13 protein-coding genes are annotated in these 22,113 nt (G+C 76.8%); 10 read left to right on the top strand and 3 right to left on the bottom strand.

The window, feature by feature from the left end; translation table 11 throughout:
• Nucleotides 1–21: 21 nt before the first annotated feature.
• Nucleotides 22–4,431, top strand: a complete 4,410-nt coding sequence (locus ACI8AD_RS13510; RefSeq protein ID WP_456871048.1) for an nSTAND1 domain-containing NTPase — start codon at nucleotides 22–24, stop codon at nucleotides 4,429–4,431.
• A gap of 131 nt (nucleotides 4,432–4,562) precedes the next feature.
• Here ACI8AD_RS13510 and ACI8AD_RS13505 read toward each other — a convergent pair whose 3' ends face one another.
• Entirely contained in the window at nucleotides 4,563–4,832 is a 270-nt protein-coding gene (locus ACI8AD_RS13505; RefSeq protein ID WP_456871047.1) for a hypothetical protein, read from the bottom strand.
• 144 nt (nucleotides 4,833–4,976) lie between these two features.
• Between ACI8AD_RS13505 and ACI8AD_RS13500 the strand changes: the two genes are divergently transcribed.
• The 6 genes from ACI8AD_RS13500 to ACI8AD_RS13475 all read left to right on the top strand — a co-directional run bounded on the left by ACI8AD_RS13500 (nucleotide 4,977) and on the right by ACI8AD_RS13475 (nucleotide 13,634).
• Nucleotides 4,977–6,182 carry a glutamate--cysteine ligase gene (locus ACI8AD_RS13500; protein WP_456871046.1) on the top strand — a complete coding sequence of 402 codons (1,206 nt, stop codon included), beginning with the start codon at nucleotides 4,977–4,979 and terminating at the stop codon, nucleotides 6,180–6,182.
• The gene (locus tag ACI8AD_RS13495; protein ID WP_456871045.1) at nucleotides 6,179–7,438 is read left to right on the top strand and encodes an amidohydrolase; all 1,260 of its coding nucleotides are present in this window, start codon (nucleotides 6,179–6,181) and stop codon (nucleotides 7,436–7,438) included. The genes ACI8AD_RS13500 and ACI8AD_RS13495 overlap by 4 nt, the downstream gene beginning before the upstream one ends.
• A gap of 39 nt (nucleotides 7,439–7,477) precedes the next feature.
• Nucleotides 7,478–9,361: a methylmalonyl-CoA mutase subunit beta gene (locus tag ACI8AD_RS13490; protein ID WP_456871044.1), complete on the top strand. Its 1,884-nt coding sequence runs from the start codon at nucleotides 7,478–7,480 to the stop codon at nucleotides 9,359–9,361.
• Nucleotides 9,358–11,565: a methylmalonyl-CoA mutase gene (gene scpA, locus ACI8AD_RS13485; RefSeq protein ID WP_456871043.1), complete on the top strand. Its 2,208-nt coding sequence runs from the start codon at nucleotides 9,358–9,360 to the stop codon at nucleotides 11,563–11,565. Before ACI8AD_RS13490 ends, scpA begins: the two co-directional genes overlap by 4 nt.
• Nucleotides 11,565–12,551, top strand: a complete 987-nt coding sequence (gene meaB, locus ACI8AD_RS13480; protein ID WP_456871042.1) for a methylmalonyl Co-A mutase-associated GTPase MeaB — start codon at nucleotides 11,565–11,567, stop codon at nucleotides 12,549–12,551. Before scpA ends, meaB begins: the two co-directional genes overlap by 1 nt.
• A 183-nt stretch (nucleotides 12,552–12,734) precedes the next feature.
• On the top strand, nucleotides 12,735–13,634 hold the full coding sequence (locus ACI8AD_RS13475; RefSeq protein WP_456871041.1) for a hypothetical protein: 900 nt from the start codon (nucleotides 12,735–12,737) through the stop codon (nucleotides 13,632–13,634).
• Between the two features lie 100 nt (nucleotides 13,635–13,734).
• Here ACI8AD_RS13475 and ACI8AD_RS13470 read toward each other — a convergent pair whose 3' ends face one another.
• A complete protein-coding gene (locus ACI8AD_RS13470) occupies nucleotides 13,735–14,196 on the bottom strand; it encodes a gamma-glutamylcyclotransferase family protein (protein WP_456871040.1) in 462 nt (153 codons plus the stop codon).
• 110 nt (nucleotides 14,197–14,306) lie between these two features.
• Here ACI8AD_RS13470 and ACI8AD_RS13465 point away from each other — a divergent pair, with 110 nt between their 5' ends.
• The 3 genes from ACI8AD_RS13465 to ACI8AD_RS13455 all read left to right on the top strand — a co-directional run bounded on the left by ACI8AD_RS13465 (nucleotide 14,307) and on the right by ACI8AD_RS13455 (nucleotide 20,268).
• A complete protein-coding gene (locus tag ACI8AD_RS13465) occupies nucleotides 14,307–15,713 on the top strand; it encodes an NAD(P)H-quinone dehydrogenase (RefSeq protein ID WP_456871039.1) in 1,407 nt (468 codons plus the stop codon).
• Between the two features lie 104 nt (nucleotides 15,714–15,817).
• Nucleotides 15,818–17,527, top strand: a complete 1,710-nt coding sequence (locus ACI8AD_RS13460) for a reprolysin-like metallopeptidase (RefSeq protein WP_456871038.1) — start codon at nucleotides 15,818–15,820, stop codon at nucleotides 17,525–17,527.
• A gap of 92 nt (nucleotides 17,528–17,619) precedes the next feature.
• Complete coding sequence (locus ACI8AD_RS13455) at nucleotides 17,620–20,268, top strand: hypothetical protein (protein WP_456871037.1); 2,649 nt, start codon at nucleotides 17,620–17,622, stop codon at nucleotides 20,266–20,268.
• Between the two features lie 9 nt (nucleotides 20,269–20,277).
• Here ACI8AD_RS13455 and ACI8AD_RS13450 read toward each other — a convergent pair whose 3' ends face one another.
• Nucleotides 20,278–22,041: an acetyl/propionyl/methylcrotonyl-CoA carboxylase subunit alpha gene (locus tag ACI8AD_RS13450; RefSeq protein WP_456871036.1), complete on the bottom strand. Its 1,764-nt coding sequence runs from the start codon at nucleotides 22,039–22,041 to the stop codon at nucleotides 20,278–20,280.
• Nucleotides 22,042–22,113 lie beyond the last annotated feature (72 nt).

Raw genomic sequence — 22,113 nt, 5'->3', positions numbered from 1 at the left:
GCCGGTTCCTACCGTGGCGCGGTGCGGATCGCGGTTCTCGGACCGTTGGAGGTCCGGGGGGACGACGGCGCCCCCGTGCCGGTGCCGGGCGCCAAGGAGCGGCTGCTGCTGGCCGTCCTCGCCGCCGGGGCGCCCGCCGTCGTCCCGGCCGACCGCATCGCCGAGGAGCTGTGGGACGGCGACCCGCCCGCGTCGGCCCGCAAGTCGCTGCAGGCCCACCTCGTGCGGCTGCGCAGCGCCCTGGAGCCGGACCGTCCGCGCGGCTCCACGGGCCGCTACGTCGTCCGCCGGGGGCCCGGCTACGCGCTGACCGTCGAGCGGGCCGACCTCGACGCGCTGGCCCTGGGCGACCTCGCCGCCCGCGGCCGGGCCGCCCTCGCCGCCGGGGACCCGGCCGGGGCGAGGGAGCTCCTCGACGGGGCCCTGGACCTGTGGCGCGGCGACCCGTACGCCGACTGGCCGGAGGCGCCCTTCGCCCGGGCCGAGCGCCGCCGGCTGGGCGAGCTCCGCGACGGCGCCCTGACCGCGTGCACCGAGGCCCGGCTGGCGCTGGGGGAGGACGCCGCGCTCGTCCCGGACCTGGAGCGGATGGTCGCTGAGCAGCCGCTGCGGGAGGAGTGGTGGCGGCTGCTGGTGCTCGCGCTGTACCGCGCCGGCCGGCAGGCCGACGCCCTGGGCGCCGCCCGCCGCGCACGGGCGGTGCTCGCCGAGGAGCTCGGGGCCGACCCGGGGCCGGCGCTGCGCGCGGCGGAGGCCGCCGTCCTCGCCCAGGACCCCGATCTCGACCCGGTCGCGCCCCCGCCCCGGGCACCCGCCCCGCTGTCCGGGGCCTGCCCGTACATGGGCCTGCGGGCCTACCGGGGAGAGGACGCGGCGCTGTTCGCCGGGCGCGACCGCCTGGTCGCCACCCTGGTCGCCCGCCTGGTGGACGCGCCGCTGCTGGCCGTGTCGGGGCCCAGCGGTGCCGGGAAGTCGTCGGTGGTCCGCGCCGGGCTGGTGCCCGCCCTCGCCGCCGGTGCCCTGCCCGGCAGTGCCGGGTGGCAGCCCCGGGTGCTGCTGCCGGGCCGCCACCCGGTGGACGCGCTCGCGGAGCTGACCGGGGAGGACCCGCCCGCGCGCCCCGTCCTGCTCGTCTGCGACCAGTTCGAGGAGCTGTGGGCCCCCGGGGTCGACGCGGCGGAGCGGGCGGCGTTCCTCGACACCGTGCTCGCGCTGCTGGACGACGCGGTCGTGGCCCGCTGCGTGGTCGTCGTCCGCGGCGACGCCGTCGGCCGGCTGGCCGAGCACCCCGGCTGGGTCGACCGGCTGGGACCGGCCGTCGTCCTCGTGCCGCCGATGACCGACCCCGAGCTGCGGGCCGTCGTCCGGGACCCGGCGGCGGCGGTGGGGCTGCGGGTGGAGGACGACCTGGTGGGCGCCGTGGTGGCCGACGGCCTGGGCCGGCCCGGGGCGCTGCCCCCGCTGTCGACCGCGCTGGTGGGCACCTGGGAGCGGCGCCGCGGCGACCTGCTGACCCTGGCCGGCTACGTGGCGGCCGGCGGCGTCGCCGGGGCGCTGACCCGCTCCGCGGAGGCCGCGTACGCCGCGCTGGACGAGCCCGGCCGGGAGCTCGCCCGCCGGCTGTTCGTCCGGCTGGCCGACGTCGACGACGCGGGAGCCCTGGTCCGGCGGCCGGTGCCGGCCGCCGAGCTCGGGACCGACGGGCCGCGGCGCGCCGTCGTGGAGGAGTTCCTGGCCCGGCGGCTGCTGTCCGTGGACGCCGACCGGCTCGAGGTCACCCACGAGGCGCTGCTCACCGCCTGGCCGCGGCTGGCCCGCTGGCTGGAGGACGACGCCGCCGGCCGCGCGGTGCGCCGACACCTGACCCCCGCGGCCGCGGAGTGGGACGCGATCGGGCGGCCCGACGACGAGCTGTACCGCGGCGCCCGCCTGACCGCCGCGCTGGACTGGGCGGCCGGCGCCGGCGACGAGCTCACGCCGGTCGAGCGGGACTTCCTCGACGCCTCCCGCGCGCACGCCGAGCGCGACCTGGCCGACGCGCGGGAGCGGGCCGCGCGGGAGGCCGCCGCCCGGCACCGCACCCGCCGCCTCGCGGGGGTCCTGGCCGTGGTGCTGGTCCTGGCGCTCGTGGCCGCGGGGCTGGCCGTCTCCTTCCAGCGGGACGCCGAGGACCGGGCGACCGAGGCCGAGCGGACCTCGCGGGTGGCCGACGCCAACTGGCTCACCTCCCGGACCGGGGTGGCGTCCTCCCTGGACACCGCCGTCCTGCTGGCCGCGACCGCCGCGCGGCTCGCCAACACCCCGGAGACCCGGGACGGACTGCTGGCCCTGCTGGCCGAGCACCAGCGGGTGGCCCGGGCGGTGCCCTTCCCCGGCCGGGTCCAGGGTGGCCGGGTCGACGGCACCGGCACCCTCTGGCTCGGCGTCGGCGACCGCATCGTGGCCTGGTCCACGACGGACCGGGCGATGCCGCACGTGGCCGTCCGTCTCGACGGGACGTGGGGCGCCTGGATGGGCGCGGATCCCTCACCCCTCTCCGACACCCTCGCCACCTCCGGGGTGGCCGGCGAGGAGCCCTGGGTGCGGCTGGTCGGCAGGGACGGCGAGGTGACCCGGGTGCTCGAGGGCAGGGGGGTCGGCGGATCCCCGCTGGACGTGTCGTACACCCCCGGGGGCGAGACCCTCGAGCTGCTCGTGGCCACCCCGCCGCCCGGCGAGCCCGAGGGTCCGGCCGAGTGGCGGCTGCGGACGGTCGGCGCCCTCGGTGGGGCCGCAGCGGACACCGGCGTCTCCGGGACCGCTCCGGCGGCGATGGACTCGCTGGAGGTCGACCTGGACGCGCGGTCCGGCCTGGCCGTCCTCTGGACCCGGGGCGGCGGCCCGGCCGTCCTGGTCGACGTCGCCTCGGGAGCGCAGGTCCCGCTCCCTGTCGACGCGCGGGACGCGGGGAGCGTCGGCTTCCAGGTGGTGGGCGACGGTGTCGTCCAGTTCTGGGACGACGGGACCGTGACCCGCCACGGCCGGGACGGTCGCGTGCTGCAGCAGCTCGAGGCGCACACCGCACCGGTCCGCAGTGCGGCGGTGTCGCCGAGGGGCTGGGCGGCCACCGCGGGGGACGACGGTGAGGTCGTGCGGTGGGAGGTCGACCCCGTCACCGGCGAGTGGTCGCGGCCCGAGGTGCTGACCGGCCACCGCGGGGACGTGATGGCCGCGGCGGCCGACCCGACGGGACAGCTGCTGGTGACCGCCGGTGTGGACGACGCCGCGATCGTCTGGGACATGCGCCCCGACGGCGCGTTCGGAGCCGACTACCCCGCGATGGCCGGGCGCTGGGTGTCCAACCGGCCGCGCGTGCTCGGGTCCACCGGGCTGGTCGTGGTCCCGACCCGACCGGTCACCGGGGTCGTGGGCGCCGACCCCTTCGGCCCACCCGACGACACGCGGGCGGTCGACGCCACGTTCCTCGACCCCGACAGCGGCGCGGTGGTGCACGAGGTGCCCCTCGGCGAGACCGCGCCGGGGGTGCTGTTCGGCTCCTCGGTGGCGGTGCGTCCCGACGGCGGTGCGGTCGCGGTCACCTGGGGGCTGGGTGCCTCCGTGCTCGACGCGGAGGGCCGCCGGATCGGGCCCGACGTCGTCCTCCCCCCGGCCGAGGAGTGGGAGTGGGAGGGGGTGTCGATGCCGGCCCTGGTCCTCTGGTCGGCGGGGTGGACGCGCGACGGCTCGCGGCTGCTGCTCGGCTCCGAGGGCGACCCCGACACCGGCGAGGGCGCGCGGCTGCTGGTCGTCGACCCGGCGACCGGGGAGGTCGAGGACCAGCGGGACGTCGGCGTGAGCCCGCAGGCGATCTCGCCCAGCCCCGACGGGGAGCTGCTGGCCGTCGCCAGCGCCATCGACGAGCGGGTCGTGCTGCTCGACGCCGGCACCCTGGAGGTGACCGACACCGTCGAGCTGCTCGACGGCGACCGGCCCTTCGACGTCGCCTGGTCACCGGACGGGCAGCTGCTGGCCGTGGTCGGGGACGCCGGGCTGCTGCACGTCGTGGACGTCGCGACCGCCCGCGCGCGGGAACCGGTCGGCATCTCCCCGCTCAGCCTGCTGCAGGCGGAGTGGCTCCCTGACGGCCGGACGGTGGCGACGGCGGCGATGGACGGCACCGTGACGCTCTTCGACGTCGAGCGGGGGCTGCCGCGGACCGGCCCGATCCGGGCCTCCCCGAGCGGGACCGCCCCGTACACGCACCTGCTCCCCGGTCCCGACGAGGAGCTGGTCGCCTTCAGCGGCGCGGTGCCCGGCCGGCGCTACCCGCTCGACCCCGACGCGTGGCTCACGGCCGCCTGCGACCTGGCCGGACGGGACCTGACCCGGGCCGAGTGGGAGCGCTTCCTCCCCGCCCGCGCGTGGCAGCCGACCTGCACCGACCTCGACTGAGCGCCGGGCCGCCCCACCCTCCGCCGCCCGGGGACGGTGGGGCGGCAGCTCGGGGACGGGGTCCGGCCCCGCCGTCACGGGGACGTCGGAGCCGGGGTCGGGCCGGGCGGCCTGGGACCGGCGCGACGTGCTCAGGCCGACGGGGTGGCGCAGGCCGGCTGGGAGAGCAGGTACCGCTCGTAGGCGTCGGAGAACAGCTGCCGGCCGTCGCCGTCGGTGCCGGGCCAGTCGTCGACCTGCCCGAGCAGGGCGGAGCAGGTCGGGGTGCGGTCGTCGAGCGCGGCCGGGTCGGCTCCCGCCGCCGAGGCGGTCAGGACGGTGAGGGCGGCGACGGCGGTGGTGACGGTGGTGGTGACCACGGCGGTGCGGACGCGGGTGCGGGTCGGGCGGCGGGTGTTCACGACGGCTACCTCCGGTGCGGCGCCGGGCGGGTCCCGGCGACGCCACCAGGGCAGCGGGGAGCGGTTGTGGGACCGGCCGCGACCGGTTGCGGTCCGGTTGCGGTGGACCGGCCGACCGGCGTGATCCTCCCTACACTCACCGGCGTGCGGATCCCGTTCGCCTCCTCGGAGCGCTCCAGCCTCGGTGTGGAGTGGGAGCTGCAGCTCGTCGACCGGCAGAGCCGGGAGCTCAGCGCGGGCGCCGTCGAGGTCCTCGAGGAGATCCGGCCCGACGGCGCGGACGAGCACCCCAAGGCCAAGCACGAGCTGCTGCAGTCGACCGTCGAGGTCATCACCGGGGTCTGCACCACGGTCGGGGAGGCGAAGGCCGACCTCGCCGCCACCGTCGCCGAGGTCGCCGCCGCGGCCGACCGGCGCGGCCTGGGCCTGATGTGCGCCGGCACCCACCCGTTCACCGACTGGCAGACCCAGCTGATCTCGCCCAAGGAGCGCTACCTGCAGCTGGTCGAGCGGATGCAGTGGCTGGCCCGGCGGCTGCAGATCTTCGGCGTCCACGTGCACGTCGGCGTCCGCTCCCCGGACAAGGCGATGCCGATCGTCAACGCCCTCACCCAGTACGTGCCGCACTTCCTGGCGCTGTCGGCGTCCTCGCCGTTCTGGGTCGGCTGCGACACCGGCCTGGCCTCGGCGCGCAGCAAGGTCTTCGAGGGCATGCCGACGGCGGGGCTGCCCATGCAGCTGCCCGACTGGCCGGGCTTCGAGCACTACATGGAGACGCTGATCACCACCGGCGCCATCGAGAGCGTGCGCGAGGTCTGGTGGGACATCCGCCCGCACCCGGGCTTCGGCACGGTGGAGCTGCGCATCTGCGACGGGCTGCCGACCCTCGACGAGGTCGGCGTGGTCGCGGCGCTGTCGCAGTGCCTGGTCGAGCAGTTCGACGCCCAGCTCGACCGCGGGTACACCCTCCCCACCCCGCCGGAGTGGGTGCTGCGGGAGAACAAGTGGCGCGCGGCCCGCTACGGCCTCGACGCCGACGTCATCGTCGACGAGAAGGGCACGGTGCGGCCGGTGCGCCAGGCGCTGCTCGACCTCGCCGAGGACCTCGCGCCCACCGCGCGGCGGCTGGGCTGCGAGGACGAGCTGGCCGGCGTCGAGCGGGTGCTCGCCGTCGGCGCCTCCTACCAGCGGCAGCGGGCGGCGGCGCTGGCGTCCGACGGCGACCTGCGCGCCGTCGTCGACGGGCTGCTCACCGAGCTCCGCGACGGCCTGCCCGCCGCCGGCCCCGCGTCCGGCCCGGAGGGTCCCGTGCCCGGCCCGTCGGCGTGCGCCGGCGGGCACGCCGCATGACCCGCGACCCCGAGGAGCTGGCCGCAGGACTCGACGCCTGGGTGGCCGAGCGCCTGGACTCCTTCGTCGGCGTGCGCCGGCACCTGCACGCCCACCCCGAGCTGGCCTTCGCCGAGGTCGAGACGACGGCCTACCTGGAGCAGCGGCTGGTCGAGGCGGGGCTGCTGCCGCGCCGGCTGCCCAGCGGCACCGGGCTGGTGGTCGAGGTCGGCTCGGGCGACCCGGCGGTGGTGCTGCGCGCCGACATCGACGCGCTGCCGCTGGCCGACCTCAAGGACGTCCCGTACGCCTCCACCCGCGAGGGCACGTGCCACGCCTGCGGCCACGACGTGCACACCACCGTGCTGCTCGGCGCGGCGCTGGCGCTCAACGCGCTCGACGAGCTGCCCGGCACGGTGCGCTGCGTGTTCCAGCCCGCCGAGGAGACCGTGCCCGGCGGCGCCACCCACGTGGTGGCCGCCGGTGTCCTCGACGGCGCCTCGCGGGCCTTCGCGCTGCACTGCGACCCGGCGATCCCGGTCGGCACCGTGGGCCTGCGCACCGGCTCGATCACCGCCGCCTGCGACCGGGTCGACGTCACGCTCACCGGACCCGGCGGGCACACCGCGCGGCCGCAGCTGACCGTCGACCTCGTCGACGCCCTCGGCCGGCTGATCACCGACCTGCCCGGGCTGCTGTCGCGCCAGGTCGACCCGCGCGCCGGCTTCTCGCTGGTCTGGGGTGCGGTCAACGCCGGCGTCGCGCCGAACGCCATCCCGCAGCGGGGCACCCTGCGCGGCACCGTCCGCGTGCTCGACCGCGAGCAGTGGAAGAGCGCCGAGCCGCTGCTGCGCCGGCTCGTCGAGCAGGTCGTCGCCCCCACCGGCGCGCGGGTCGACGTCGAGTACGTGCCCGGGGTGCCGCCGGTGGTCAACGACCCGCGGACCGTCGCGCTGCTGCGCGCCGCGGCGCTGCAGACCGTCGGCGCGGACAACGTCCACCTGTCGCCGCAGAGCATGGGCGGGGAGGACTTCGGCTGGTTCGCCGACGTCCTGCCGATCGCCCTGGCGCGGCTGGGGACGAACGGCGGCGGCGACCCGCTCGACCTGCACCGCGGCACCTTCGACGTCGACGAGCGGGCCATCGGCGTGGGCGTGCGGCTGCTGGTGCGTACCGCGCTGCACGCCCTGACCGCCGCCGCCGGCACGTCCGGGCACGCCGCCGGTGCCCCGACCGCCGCCCACCCCGCGCGCCCGCGGCGTGGCGAGCGCCGGTAGAACGGTCCCCGACGAGGAGCCGACGCCGGGGGTTCGACGATGAACAGCCAGCAGACCGCGACACCCGGCGAGGACGACGTCGCCGAGGCCGTCCCCGCCGAGCACGCCGTCCCCGACGAGCTGTCCCTGGCCGGCGGCTTCCCGGCCGCCGACCGCGACCGGTGGCGCGAGCTCGTCGCCGGCGTGCTGCGCAAGGGCGGCCGCGAGGACCTGCCCGACCCGGTCGAGGACGCCCTGCGGCGCACCGTGGCCACCGGGGTCACCGTCGCGCCGCTCTACGACGCCGACGACGCCGGTGACCTGCCGTCCGCCGTCGGCGTCCCGGGGCTGCCGCCCTTCGTCCGCGGCGCCCGTGCCGGCGCCGCGCCCGACCGCGGCACCCCGGCCGGCTGGGACGTGCGGCAGCGGCACGCCCACCCCGACGTCGCCGTCACCAGGGAGGCGATCGCGGCCGACCTGGAGAACGGGGTCACCTCGCTGTGGCTGCACCTCGGCGAGGGCGCCGTGCCGGTGGAGTCCCTCGGGGACGTGCTCGCCGACGTCTACCTCGACCTGGCGCCGGTCGCCGTCTCCGGTGGTGTCCCGGCCGCCGAGGCGCTGCTGGCGCTGGTCGGCGACCGCACCGACCTCGCGCCCGGCGGCTCGCTGGGGCTCGACCCGCTCGGCGTGCACGCCGCCTCCGGTGAGGAGCAGGACCTCTCCGTCCTCGCCGGCCTCGCCCGCCGGACCCCCGCGGGCTGGCGCACCGTCGTCGTCGACGGCACGGTCTTCTCCGACGCCGGGGCCACCGCCGTCGAGGAGCTCGGCTGCGCGCTGGCCGCCGGGGTGGCCTACCTGCGGGCGCTGACCGACGGCGGCCTGCCGGTGGACGAGGCGTTCGGCCGGCTGGAGTTCCGCTGCTCCGCGAGCGCCGACCAGTTCACGACGATCGCCGCGCTGCGCGCCGCCCGCCGGCTGTGGGACCGGGTCGGCGAGGTCAGCGGCGCCTCGCCTGCCGCCCGCGCCCAGCGCCAGCACGCGGTGACGTCGTCGGTGATGACGACGCGGCGCGATCCCTGGGTGAACATGCTGCGCACGACGGTCGCCTGCTTCGCCGCGGGCGTCGGCGGCGCCGACGTGGTCACCGTGCAGCCCTTCGACGCCGCGCTCGGCCTGCCCGACGCCTTCTCCCGCCGGATCGCCCGCAACACCCAGAGCCTGCTCGTCGAGGAGGGCCACCTCGCCCGCGTGCTCGACCCGGCCGGCGGCTCCTGGTACGTCGAGTCGCTCACCGAGGACCTCGCCCGGGCCGCGTGGGCGTGGTTCACCGAGATCGAGCGGGCCGGCGGGCTGGTCGCGGCGCTGTCGTCGGGCCTGGTCCGCGACCGGCTGGCCACCGCCTGGGACGAGCGGGCCCGCCGGCTGGCCACCCGCCGCGACGCGATCACCGGCGTCAGCGAGTTCCCGAACCTGGCCGAGGAACTGCCCCGGCGGCAGCCGGCGGCCGACCTGCACCCCACCGGCGGGCTGCCCCGGGTGCGCGCCGCGCAGGAGTACGAGGAGCTGCGCGACCGCGCCGACGCGGCACCCACCCGGCCACGGGTGTACCTGGCCACCCTCGGCCCGGTCGCCCGGCACACCGCGCGGGCCGGGTTCGCCGGCAACCTGTTCCAGGCCGGCGGGGTCGAGACCCCGGCCGGTGACGGCGCGTCGGGTCTCGCCGACGCCGGCACGGCGGTGGCCTGCATCTGCGGCACCGACGGCGACTACGCGGAGTCGGCCGCCGCGCTGGCTGCCGAGCTGCGGGCCGCGGGCGCCGCGCACGTGTGGCTGGCCGGCAAGCCCTCGCGCGGCGTGGACGGCGTCGACGGGTACGTGTACGCCGGGTGCGACGCGCTCGACGTGCTCAGGACGGTCCACGAGCAGCTGGGAGTCACGGCATGAGCGGGATCCCCGACTTCGGTTCCGTCGAGCTGGGCCGCCCTGCGGCGGGCGCCGGCGCCGGCGACTGGGCGGAGGCGTTCCGGGCGGCCACCGGTCGCGGCGTCGACGAGGCGACCTGGGAGACCCCCGAGGGCATCGCCGTCGCGCCGCTGGCCACCCCGGCCGACCTCGCCGGGCTGGACTTCCTGCGGACCTACCCCGGGCTGCCGCCCTTCCTGCGCGGGCCCTACCCGACGATGTACACCACGCAGCCGTGGACGATCCGCCAGTACGCGGGCTTCTCCACCGCCGCGGAGTCCAACGCGTTCTACCGGCGCAACCTCGCCGCCGGCCAGAAGGGCCTGTCGATCGCCTTCGACCTGGCGACCCACCGCGGCTACGACTCCGACCACCCGCGCGTGGTCGGCGACGTCGGCATGGCCGGGGTGGCGGTGGACTCGATCCTCGACGTGCGGCAGCTCTTCGACGGCATCCCGCTGGACCGGATGACCGTGTCGATGACCATGAACGGCGCGGTGCTGCCGGTGCTGGCGCTCTACGTGCTCGCCGCCGAGGAGCAGGGCGTCGCCCCGGAGCAGCTGGCCGGGACCATCCAGAACGACATCCTCAAGGAGTTCATGGTCCGCAACACCTACATCTACCCGCCGAAGCCCTCGATGCAGATCGTCAGTGACATCTTCGCCTTCACCTCGCAGGAGATGCCGCGGTTCAACTCAATCTCCATCTCCGGCTACCACATGCAGGAGGCCGGGGCGACGGCCGACCTGGAGCTGGCGTACACGCTGGCCGACGGGGTGGAGTACGTGCGGGCGGGCAGGGACGCCGGCCTCGAGGTCGACGCGTTCGCGCCCCGGCTGAGCTTCTTCTGGGCGATCGGCATGAACTTCTTCATGGAGGTCGCGAAGCTGCGCGCCGCCCGGCTGCTGTGGGCGCGGCTGATGCGCGAGGCCGGCGCCCAGCAGGACAGGTCGCTGTCGCTGCGCACCCACTCGCAGACCTCGGGCTGGTCGCTGACCGCGCAGGACGTCTACAACAACGTCGTCCGCACCTGCCTGGAGGCCATGGCCGCCACCCAGGGGCACACCCAGTCGCTGCACACCAACGCCCTCGACGAGGCGCTCGCGCTGCCCAGCGACTTCTCCGCGCGGATCGCCCGCAACACCCAGCTGCTGCTGCAGCAGGAGTCCGGGACGACGCGGGTGGTCGACCCGTGGGGCGGGTCGGCGTACGTCGAGAAGCTCACCTACGACCTGGCCCGCCGCGCCTGGGCGCACATCGAGGAGGTCGCCGAGCACGGCGGCATGGCGCAGGCCATCGACGACGGCATCCCGAAGCTGCGCATCGAGGAGGCCGCGGCCCGCACCCAGGCGCGCATCGACTCCGGCCGCCAGCCGGTGATCGGCGTGAACAGGTACCGGGTCGAGGCCGACGAGGCCATCGAGGTGCTGCGCGTCGACAACGCGCAGGTGCTGGCCGAGCAGCGGGCGAAGCTGGAGCGGCTGCGCGCCGAGCGCGACCCACGGGCGGTCGAGGAGGCGCTGCACCGGCTCACCGACGCCGCCCGCGCCGCCGCCGAGGGGCGCCGCGGGCGGGAGCTCGACGCCAACCTGCTCAAGCTCGCCGTCGACGCCGCGCGGGCGCAGGCCACCGTCGGGGAGATCTCCGACGCGCTGGAGCGGGTCTACGGGCGGCACGCCGGCCAGGTGCGCACCATCTCCGGCGTGTACCGCGACGAGGCAGGGGCGTCGGGCCCGGTGGAGGAGACCCGCCGCGCGGCGCAGGCGTTCGAGGAGGCGGAGGGGCGCCGGCCCCGGATCCTGGTCGCCAAGATGGGCCAGGACGGCCACGACCGCGGGCAGAAGGTCATCGCCACCGCGTTCGCCGACCTCGGCTTCGACGTCGACGTCGGCCCGCTGTTCCAGACGCCGGAGGAGGTCGCCCGGCAGGCCGTGGAGGCCGACGTGCACGTCGTCGGCGTCTCGTCGCTGGCCGCCGGCCACCTCACGCTGGTGCCGGCGCTGAAGTCGGCGCTCGCCGACCTCGGGGCCGACGACGTGCTGGTCGTGGTCGGCGGGGTCATCCCGCCCGACGACGTGCCGCGGCTGCGGGAGATGGGCGCGGCCGCGGTGTTCCCGCCGGGCACGGTCATCGCCGAGGCGGCGCAGGAGCTGCTGCGGACGCTGTCGCAGCGACTCGGGCACTGATGCCGGCACCGGACGTCCCGGCGCTGGTCGAGGGGGTGCTCGGCGGGGACCGGCGGTCGCTGGCCCGCGCGATCACGCTGGTCGAGTCCCGCCGCGCCGACCACCGCGAGCGCGCGCAGGAGCTGCTCGTCGAGCTGCTGCCGCACGCCGGGGGAGCGCGCCGCGTCGGCATCTCCGGCGTCCCGGGGGTGGGGAAGTCGACGTTCATCGACTCACTCGGCGTCGACCTGACCGCCCAGGGCCACCGGGTCGCGGTGCTCGCCGTCGACCCGTCGTCGGCGCGCTCGGGCGGGTCGATCCTCGGCGACAAGACCCGCATGAGCCGGCTCGCCGTCGACCCGCGCGCGTTCATCCGGCCGGCCCCGACCGCGGGCACCCTCGGCGGGGTCGCGCAGGCGACGCGGGAGTCGATGGTCGTCGTCGAGGCGGCCGGCCACGACGTGGTGCTGGTGGAGACCGTCGGCGTCGGGCAGTCGGAGGTCGCCGTCGCCGAGATGGTCGACTCCTTCCTGTTCCTCACCCTCGCCCGCACCGGCGACCAGCTGCAGGGGATCAAGCGCGGCATCCTCGAGATCGCCGACGTCATCGCCGTCAACAAGGCCGACGGGCCGGCCGCCGCCGACGCCCGGAAGGCCGCCCGCGAGCTGGCCGGGGCGATCCGGATGCTGCGCGGGCACGACGAGGACTGGACCGTCCCCGTGCTCACCTGCGCCGGGCTGACCGGCGAGGGCCTGGCGCAGGTGTGGGGGAAGCTGGTCGAGCACCAGGACCGGGCGCGGGCGTCGGGCGCGTTCGACGAGCGGCGCCGCGCCCAGCAGGTGCGCTGGACCTGGCAGCTGGTGCGCGACGGCCTGGAGCACCGGCTGCGGTCGCACCCCGCCGTCCGGTCGTCGGCTCCGGAGCTGGAGGCGGCGGTGCTGGCCGGCGAGCTCACCCCGGCACTGGCCGCCCGCCGGCTGCTGGAGACCTTCCTCGCCGAGGCCTGACCCCACGGCCGCCGGCCCGCGATCCCTCGCCCGCGATCATGGAGCTGCGGTGACGACGCGCCGCTCGGTCCCGGCGGGTCGTCACCGCAGGTCCATGATCACCGCGACGTCCACAGCCGAGCGGGTCTCCACAGCCGGCCTGCTGCACCGCCGGGTCGCCTGACCGGTCCCCAGGCTCCGGCGGTGGACTTCTCGCTGTACCGGACCATCGCGCGGCAGGGCGGCGTCTTCACCACCGAGCAGGCGCGTGAGTCGCACACCGACTGGGAGATCCGGCTGCTCGTGCGCTCGGGACGGTGGCGGCGCACCCGCTGGCGGGGCGTGCTGGCCGACGCCGAGCTGCTCGACAGCCCGGCGGTGCAGGTGCGCGCGGCCGCGCTGGTGGTCGGTCCGGACCTGGTCGCGTGTCACTCCACCGCTGCGGCTCTGTGGGGCTTCGACGTCCTCGGCGACGCCACGCTGCACTTCCTCGGTCCGCCCTCGTTGGCCAACCGGCGGCGGCCCGGTATCCAGGTGCACCCGTCCGTCCTGGGCACCGAGGATGCGGTGCTCGTCCACGGCGTCTGGTGCACACCGCCGGCGCGCACGGCCTGCGACGTCGTCCGGACGACCGCGCCGATCGACGGGCTGGCCACCCTGGACGCCGCCCTCGGCACGAGGGAGTGCACGCGGGCGGAGCTGGCCGCGGAGGTGGAGCGGCAGCGCGGCCTCCGCGATGTCGTCCGGCTGCGAGGTCTCGTGCCGCACGCCAACGGGCTGGCCGGGTCGCCGATGGAGTCGCGGATGCGCTGGCGCTTCATCGACGGCGGACTGCCCGCGCCGGACGTGCAGGTCCGCATCATCGGCGAAGGGCGGAGCTGGTACCTCGACACCGGTTGGCGCGACCAGCGGGTCGCGGCCGAGTTCGACGGGCACGCGGCGCACATGACACCGGAGCAGTTGGGCGACGACCGTCGACGGCACAACTGGGTGACCGAGCACGGCTGGACCCTGCTCCACGTCACGGCTGCGGACGTCTACCGCGGGCACAGGCGCATGGTCGCCGAGGCGGCGCGAGCCCTCCGGCTGCCCACCCAATGGTGATCATCAAGTTGCAGTGGCGACACGCCGGACCACGACGGTGCGTCGCCTCCGCGACTCCATGATCGCGGGAGACGGAGGGACAGATGAGCCTGACCCGACGTCAGGGACCGGTGGAGCGGCAGTCGCGGGCGCGCAGCTCGGCGAGGTAGTCGGCCGGTGCGCCGGCGGCCTCGGCGGCGTCGGCGATCGCGCCCAGGTGCCGCGCCGAGGGCAGCCCGCCCTCGAACGCGTCGAGGGCGTAGACGTAGGCGACGACGTCGCCGCCGAGGGTGTGCACCCGCAGGTTCAGCTTGCGGTAGAGGCCGCGGTCGGCGCCCTCCCACGCGTCGAGCTCCCGCTCGTCGGCCGGGGTGAGGTCGTACAGCGCGACGAAGACGCCGGGCGCGTCGGGGTCGTCGGCCGGGACCAGGGTGGCCAGGGCGCCGTCCCAGCCGTACTCCTCGGCGCCGAAGGTCAGCCGCCAGCCGCGGATCCAGCCGGTGCCCACGTGCGGGGACGACGGGCAGCGGCGCAGCATCTGCTCGGGGTCCATGTTGGACCCGTACGCGGCGTAGAGACCCATCGCCGCCCGAGCCTACGGGCGGTGTGTCCCGCGCGACCCGTGAGCCTGCCGACGAGTGCCGCGCGGGCTGGGACGATGGGTGCGCACCCGTCCCCGACGCAGGAGACCCCATGACCCGCATCGTCATCATCGGCGGCGGCCCGGCCGGCTACGAGGCCGCGCTGGTGGCCGCCTCGCTCGGCGCGCAGGTCACCGTCGTCGAACGCGACGGCCTCGGCGGGGCCAGCGTGCTCTCCGACTGCGTGCCGTCGAAGACCCTCATCGCCGCCGCCGGCACGGTGACCTCGGTCCGCGACTCCACGGTCCTCGGCCTGCGCGGCGCCGACCTCGCCACCGTCGGTCTCGACCTCGCCACCGTCAACGCGCGGGTCAAGGGGCTGGCCGTCGCCCAGTCGGCCGACATCCGTGACCGGCTGGTGTCCGAGGGCGTCCGCGTGGTCGCCGGGCAGGCCCGGCTCGCCGACGCCGCCCGGGGCCTGGTCGAGCACCGGGTGGAGGTCTGCGGCCGCGACGGCGCGGTCGCCGAGACCCTCGAGTGCGACGTCGTCCTCATCGCCACCGGCGCCGACCCCCGCGTGCTGCCCGGCAGCGAGCCCGACGGCGAGCGGATCCTCGACTGGCGGCAGCTCTACGACCTCGCCGAGATGCCCGAGCACCTGGTGGTCGTCGGCTCCGGCGTCACCGGCGCGGAGTTCGCCTCCAGCTACCTCGAGGCCGGGGTCCCGGTCACGCTGGTCTCCTCCCGCGACCAGGTGCTGCCCGGCGAGGACGCCGACGCCGCCGACGTCATCGCCGAGGTCTTCCAGGCCCGCGGCGGGCGGATCGCCGAGCGCGGCCGGGCCGCCAGCGTCACCCGCACCGAGAAGGGCGTGCTGGTCGAGCTCACCGACGGGCGCACCGTCGAGGGCTCGCACGCGCTGATGACCGTGGGCACGGTGCCCAACACCGCCGGGCTGAACCTGGACGCGTGCGGCGTGGAGCTGCGCGAGTCCGGCCACGTCGTCGTCGACCGGGTCTCGCGCACCAACGTGCCCGGGATCTACGCCGCCGGCGACGTCACCGGCGTCTTCCAGCTGGCCAGCGTCGCGGCGATGCAGGGCCGCATCGCCATGTGGCACGCCCTCGGCGAGGCCGTGCACCCGATCCGGCTCAAGACCGTGTCGGCCAACGTCTTCACCCACCCCGAGATCGCCACGGTCGGCGTGCAGGAGAAGACCCTGCCCGAGGGGCACGACCTCGACGTCGTCTCGCTGCCGCTGGCCACCAACGCGCGGGCGAAGATGAGCGACCTGCACGCCGGCTTCGTCAAGCTCTTCGCCCGCAGGGCCACCGGCGTCGTCGTCGGCGGGGTCGTGGTGGCGCCGGGCGCCAGCGAGCTGATCCTGCCGATCACCCTCGCGGTGACCAAGGGCCTGACCGTCAGCGACCTGGCGCAGACCTTCGCCATCTACCCCTCGCTGTCGGGCTCGATCACCGAGGCCGGCCGGAGGCTGATGGGGGCCGACGCGCTGGCGTGACACCCGGGGCGCGTGGGGCGCCCGGGACGGGACGCGTGTGACGGCTGGCGCGGGCGGGGCCGCGATGGTGCGCACGGGACACCGGCCCGCCGATGCCGGGAGGGATGCGCCCCTCCCGAGTCCTGTCGCGGTCCCTGGCCCTGGCCGGTGCTGTCCTCGCCCTGTGCGCCGGCCCCGGTGCGGTGGCGCAGGCCGACGACGGCGGCGCGACCACCGTCGTCGGCGAGCTGGTGCGGGCCTGGCCGGAGACCTCCGCCGAGGGCCGGCACGCGGGGGAGGCCCACGAGCAGCCGCTGACCTTCGTCGAGGGCAGCGACGGGTCCTCGGTGCGCGTCCCGGCCGGTGCCGTGACGGGCATCGGCGACGGCGCGACCGTCGAGGTCACCGTCGGCGGCACCACCGAGGACGAGGCCGGCGAGGACGGCTACGAGCCGGCCCACGAGGTCCTCGGCACCCAGGTGCTCGAACCGGCGCGGCCGGTCCCGACCGTGCCGGCCGGCTCGGTCACCAACCAGGTCACCGTGGTGATGGTCGCCCCGGCCGGCGGCACCCCCGACGGCACCGAGCTGGCCGACGTCGTCGACACCGTCAACGGCGAGGTCGCCGACTTCTGGTCGGAGGAGACCGGCGGCGCGGTCACCGTCGGCGTCACCGCCGCGCACGACTGGATCACCACCGCGGCCGGCTGCACCGACCCCACGGCCCTGTGGGACGAGGCCGCCGCCGCCGCCGGCTTCGAGCCCGGACCGGGCCGGCACCTGCTGCTCTACGTCACCAGCCGGCCGAGGGACCTGCCCGGCTGCTCCTACGCCCTCGGCCAGGTCGGCACCGGGACGGCGTCGGGCGGGCGGCTCTACGTCCGCGACGACCTCGCCTCGGTCATCGCCCACGAGCTGGGCCACAACTTCGGCCTGGGCCACTCCAGCGGCCTGCAGTGCGACACCGCCGTCGAGGCCGCCGCCGGCAGCTGCCGCACCGCCGCCTACCGCGACTTCTACGACGTCATGGGCGTCTCCTGGGACCGCATCGGCACCCTCACCGCCGCCCAGGCCGCCCGGCTCGGCGTGCTGCCCGCCGCGGCCACCCAGACCGCCGGGCCCGGCACGACGACGGCGACCCTCGCCCCGCTCGGCGGCGGCACCGGCACCCGCGCGCTCCGGGTCCCCGACGGCGCCGGCACCGACTACTGGCTGGAGTACCGCACCGCCGTCGGCCGCGACGAGTGGCTGGCCTCCGACAACCGCTACCGGCTCGACAGCGGCGTCCTGCTGCACCGCTCCGGCGGTTTCCCCGACACCTCGCTGCTGCTCGACGGCAGCCCCTCGGCCGCCGCGCGCTGGGACGACGACCTGCAGAGCGCGCTCGTCCCGGGCGTGCCGGTCGTGGTCGCCGGCGGCCGGTTCACCGTCACCGTCGACGCGCTCACCCCGGCCGGTGCCGCCGTGACCGTGGTCCGCGCGGCCGAGGCGCCCGCCCCGGCGCCCGCCGCGACCGCCGCGCCGGCGCCGGCGGAGCTGCCCGCCGGCGGGACGCCGTCCCCGGTCCCCGCGCCGCGCCCGGCGGCCACCGGTGCGTCGCCGGCCGGGACGACCGCGCCCGAGGCCGCTGCCGCACCGTCCGCCGTCCCCTCGGCTCCGGTCGACGTCCCCGCGGCGGCTCCCACCGTGCCCGCCGCGGCGCCGGTGGAGGCCGCGGCGGCCCGGTCGGCCGGCAGCGCCTGGGCCACCCCGGCGCTGGCCGCCGGCGGGGTCCTCGGCGCGGGCGGCGCGGTGCTCGCCGGCCGCCGGCTGCGGGCGCGGTCGCCCCGGGGCTGAGGAGTCCCTCCGGGGAGGGGTCCAGTTCCGGCGCGTCCGCGCCGATGCAGAGGCGAGCGCCGCCCACCGACGCCCCTGACCTGGAGTAGCTCGTGCCCCTCGCCCCCCGTCCGCTCGCGGCGGCGGTCCTCGCCGCCGTCACCGTCCCGCTGCTGGTGGCCGCCCCGGCCGCGGCCGAGGATCCGGCCGCGGGCGACACCGTCGTCGGCGAGCTCGTCCGGGGCTACGCGGACCCGGCCCCCGCCGGTGTCGCGGCCGCCGTCCACGACGACGGCGCGCTGCTGACCTGGGTGCGGTCCGACAGCGGCGAGGCCGTGCGCGTGCCGGCCGAGGACGTCGAGGGCGTCGCGGCCGGGTCCACGCTCGAGGTGACCCTCGGCGAGCCGGTCGCGGACGAGGCGGCGGCCGACGGCCTCGAGCCGGCGCTCGACGTGCTGGCCGCCGAGGTCGTCAGCGCCCCCCCGGGGCCGGTGACGGCTCCCGCCACGGGCACCGTCAACCACCGGGTGACCGTCGTGATGCTGCAGCCCGCGGGGGCGGTCCGGGACGCCACCACGCTGGCCCAGGTCCGGGCGGTGGTGGACGGTCCCGTCGCCGACTTCTGGGCGGAGCAGACCGACGGGGCGGTCCGGTTCGGCACGGTCGCCGGGTTCGACTGGCCGGCGCAGCCGTCGGCGCTCGACTGCTCCGATCCCTTCGCCCTGTGGGAGGAGGCGGCCACCCGCGCCGGGTGGGCCGGGCAGCCGGACGAGCACCTGCTCGTCTACGTGCCCGCAGGCTCACCCGGGTGCGCCTACGGGCTGGGGACCGTCGGCGGTGACGGGCTCGGCGGGCTGGCCTACGTCCAGGCCGCGGCCACCTCGGTCGTGGCGCACGAGTTCGGCCACAACCTCGGTCTCGGTCACGCCTCGCACCTGCGGTGCCCCGGCTCGGTGGACGCCGGCTCCTGCTCGGTGCGCCCCTACCACGACCTGTACGACGTGATGGGGGTCTCCTGGGAGCAGGTCGGCTCCCTCGGCGCCCCGCACGCGGCCCTGCTCGGGGTGCTGCCGCCGGCGGTGGCCCCGGTGCTGACCTCCGGCGCGCCCGCCACGGAGTTCTCGCTCGCGCCCGTGGGCGCGCGGACCGGCACGCGCGCGGTCGCGCTCGCCGACGACGACGGCGACGTGTACTGGCTGGAGTACCGGACCGCGGCAGGCCGGGACGGCTGGCTCGGGACCGCGGCCAACCGGCCCGGGCTCGAGACCGGCGTCCTGCTCCGGCTGGCCGGCGGCGCCGAGGACGTCGACACCTCCTACCTGCTCGACGGCACGCCGCCGGAGGACGGGTCGCTGTCGGACGGCACCCGGACCGCGCTGCCCGTCGGGCAGCCGGTCACCATCGCCGGAGGGCACTTCCGCATCACCGTCGGGAGCCTGACGGCGGGCGCGGCCACCGTCAGCGTCGTGCCCGTCCGCGACAGCCCGATCAGCCGGGCGTGGGTCGCCTCGGGCGGGGCGGACGGTCCCCTGGGCGCCCCCTCCTCCGACGAGCGGTGCGACCTCCCCGGCGGCGGCTGCACCCAGCGCTTCGCGGGGGGCACGCTCTACTGGTCCGCGGGCACGGGGGTCCACCGGCTGCGCGGCGCGATCCTGTCCCGGTACGAGGCGCTGGGCGGTCCGGCGTCGCTGGGCTACCCGACCAGCGACGACACCCCCGACCGGGTCGCCGGCGTCTGGTACGCCACGTTCCAGCGGGGGGACGTCGTCTGGTCGCAGGCCACGGGGGCCCACGACGTCCGCGGGGCGATCCTGCAGCGCTGGATCGCCACGGGCGCCTCCGGCGGTGGCCTCGGCCTGCCGGTGAGCGGCGACACCGCCATCCCCGGCGGCTACGTGGTGCACTTCCAGCGCGGGTCGGTCTGGTGGTCGCCCGCGACCGGCGCCCACGACGTGCGCGGTGCCATCAACGAGAAGTACCGCGCCACGGGCGGACCGTCCTACATGGGCTTCCCGGTGCGCGACGACAGCCCCGACCGGGTGCCGGGCGTCTGGTACTCCAACTTCCAGCAGGGCGACATCGTGTGGTCGGCCGGCACCGGTGCCCAGGTGGTGCGCGGGGCGATCCTGCAGCGCTGGATCGCGACGGGTGCCTCGGGCGGGGGCCTGGGGCTGCCGACCAGCAGCGACGCCGCCATCCCCGGCGGCTACGTGGTGCACTTCCAGCGCGGGTCGGTCTGGTGGTCGCCCTCGACCGGCGCCCACGACGTGCGCGGCGCGATCAACGAGAAGTACCGCGCCACGGGCGGACCGTCCTACATGGGCTTCCCGGTGCGCGACGACAGCCCCGACCGGGTGCCGGGCGTCTGGTACTCCAACTTCCAGCAGGGCGACATCGTGTGGTCGGCCGGCACCGGCGCCCAGGTGGTGCGCGGGGCGATCCTGCAGCGCTTCGTCGCCACGGGCGGCGCCGGCGGGCTGCTCGGCCTGCCCGTCACCAGCGACGCCGTCGCGCCCGGGGGTGCGGGCTACCTCGTGGCCTTCCAGCGCGGGACGGTCTACTGGTCGCCGGCCACGGGCGCCCGCCACGTGCTCGACGCCCACGACACCGCCTACCGCGCCGAGGGCTTGACCGCCTCGTGGCTGGGCTACCCGGTGGGCGACACCACGGCCGTGTCGGGCGGCGGCCGGCGCACGGACTTCCGCTACGGCACGATCCGCACCGACGCGGGCGGGCGGGTCACGGTGACCCGCACGAGCTGAGGACGGGCCCTACTCCGCGTCGGCGATGGTGCAGAGGACGGCGCCGCTGGTGACGGTGGCGCCGACCTCGGCCGACAGCCCGCTGACCGTGCCGGCCCTGTGGGCGTTGATCGGCTGCTCCATCTTCATCGCCTCGAGGACGACGACGAGGTCGCCCTCGGCGACGGTGTCCCCGTCGGCGACGGCGACCTTGACGATCGTGCCCTGCATCGGCGAGGTGAGGCTGTCACCGGAGGCCGCCGAACCGCCGTGACCGGAGCCCCGCTTGCGCGGCCGGGCCCCACCGGAGGCGGCCGGGGCCGGCCCGCCGCCGGCCGCCAGGCCCGCGGGCAGCGACACCTCCAGACGCCGGCCGCCGACCTCGACGACGACGGTCTGCCGCGGCTCGTCCTCGCCACCCTCGGCCGGGGCGGCGGAGTACGGCGGCACCTGGTTGTCCCACTCGGTCTCGATCCAGCGGGTGTGCACGCGGAACGGCTCGCTGGTGAACGCCTCGTCGCGGACCACGGCGCGGTGGAACGGGACCACCGTCGGCATGCCCTCGACGACGAGCTCGTCCAGGGCGCGGCGGGCGCGCTGCAGCGCCTCGGTGCGGCTGGCGCCGGTGACGACGAGCTTGGCCAGCATCGAGTCGAACGCGCCGGCCACCTCGCCGCCGGTCTCGACGCCGGAGTCCCAGCGCACGCCGGGGCCCTGCGGGATCTCCAGCCGGGTGACCGGGCCGGGCGCGGGCATGAAGTTGCGCCCGGCGTCCTCGGCGTTGATCCGGAACTCGATGCTGTGCCCGCGCGGGGTGGGGTCCTCGGTGACCTCCAGCGGCAGGCCGTCGGCGATGCGGAACTGCTGGCGGACCAGGTCGATGCCGCTGGTCTCCTCGCTGACCGGGTGCTCGACCTGCAGGCGGGTGTTGACCTCGAGGAAGGAGATCGAGCCGTCGGCGCCCACGAGGTACTCCACCGTGCCGGCGCCGTGGTAGCCGGCCTCCCGGCAGATCGCCTTGGCGGAGGAGTGGATGCGGGCGCGCTGCTCGTCGGTGAGGAACGGCGCGGGGGCCTCCTCCACCAGCTTCTGGTTGCGGCGCTGCAGCGAGCAGTCGCGGGTGCCGACCACGACGACGTTGCCGTGGGTGTCGGCGAGCACCTGCGCCTCGACGTGCCGCGGCTTGTCCAGGAACCGCTCGACGAAGCACTCGCCGCGGCCGAAGGCGGCCACGGCCTCGCGGACGGCGGAGTCGAACAGCTCCGGGATCTCCTCCTCGGTGCGGGCCACCTTCAGCCCGCGCCCGCCGCCGCCGAACGCGGCCTTGATGGCCACCGGCAGGCCGTGCTCGCGGGCGAAGGCCAGCACCTCGCCGGCCCCGCCGACCGGGTCCTCGGTGCCCGGGACGAGGGGCGCCCCGACCTTCATCGCGATGTGCCGGGCGGCCACCTTGTCGCCGAGGGAGACGATGGCCTGCGGGGAGGGGCCGATCCAGGTCAGCCCGGCGTCGATGACGGCCTGGGCGAAGCCGGCGTTCTCCGACAGGAAGCCGTAGCCGGGGTGCACCGCGTCCGCGCCCGACCGCTTCGCCGCGTCGAGGACCTTGTCGATGACCAGGTAGGAGTCCCCGGGCGTCGTCCCGCCCAGGGCGAAGGCCTCGTCGGCGGCGCGCACGTGCAGGGCGTCCCGGTCGGGCTCGGCGTAGACCGCGACGCTGGTCAGCCCGGCGTCCCGGCAGGCGCGGGCCACGCGGACGGCGATCTCGCCGCGGTTGGCGATCAGGACCTTCTGCACCGGGCTCTCCCTCGTTGGTGGACCGGTCGGGACTGTAGTCAGGACGCCCGGGGCCGCTCCCGGGCGGGAGGA

The sequence above is a fragment of the Geodermatophilus sp. SYSU D00766 genome (genome assembly GCF_054049915.1).
This window is presented reverse-complemented; position numbering and strand designations above follow the sequence as displayed.

Bases quoted from the DNA above. Each gene is read 5' to 3' on its own strand.
- ACI8AD_RS13495 (WP_456871045.1), top strand. From the start codon at position 6,179: ATGACCCGCGACCCCGAGGAGCTGGCCGCAGGACTCGACGCCTGGGTG.
- ACI8AD_RS13490 (WP_456871044.1), top strand. From the start codon at position 7,478: ATGAACAGCCAGCAGACCGCGACACCCGGCGAGGACGACGTCGCCGAG.
- scpA (WP_456871043.1), top strand. From the start codon at position 9,358: ATGAGCGGGATCCCCGACTTCGGTTCCGTCGAGCTGGGCCGCCCTGCG.
- meaB (WP_456871042.1), top strand. From the start codon at position 11,565: ATGCCGGCACCGGACGTCCCGGCGCTGGTCGAGGGGGTGCTCGGCGGG.
- ACI8AD_RS13470 (WP_456871040.1), bottom strand. From the start codon at position 14,196: ATGGGTCTCTACGCCGCGTACGGGTCCAACATGGACCCCGAGCAGATG.
- ACI8AD_RS13465 (WP_456871039.1), top strand. From the start codon at position 14,307: ATGACCCGCATCGTCATCATCGGCGGCGGCCCGGCCGGCTACGAGGCC.
- ACI8AD_RS13460 (WP_456871038.1), top strand. From the start codon at position 15,818: ATGCGCCCCTCCCGAGTCCTGTCGCGGTCCCTGGCCCTGGCCGGTGCT.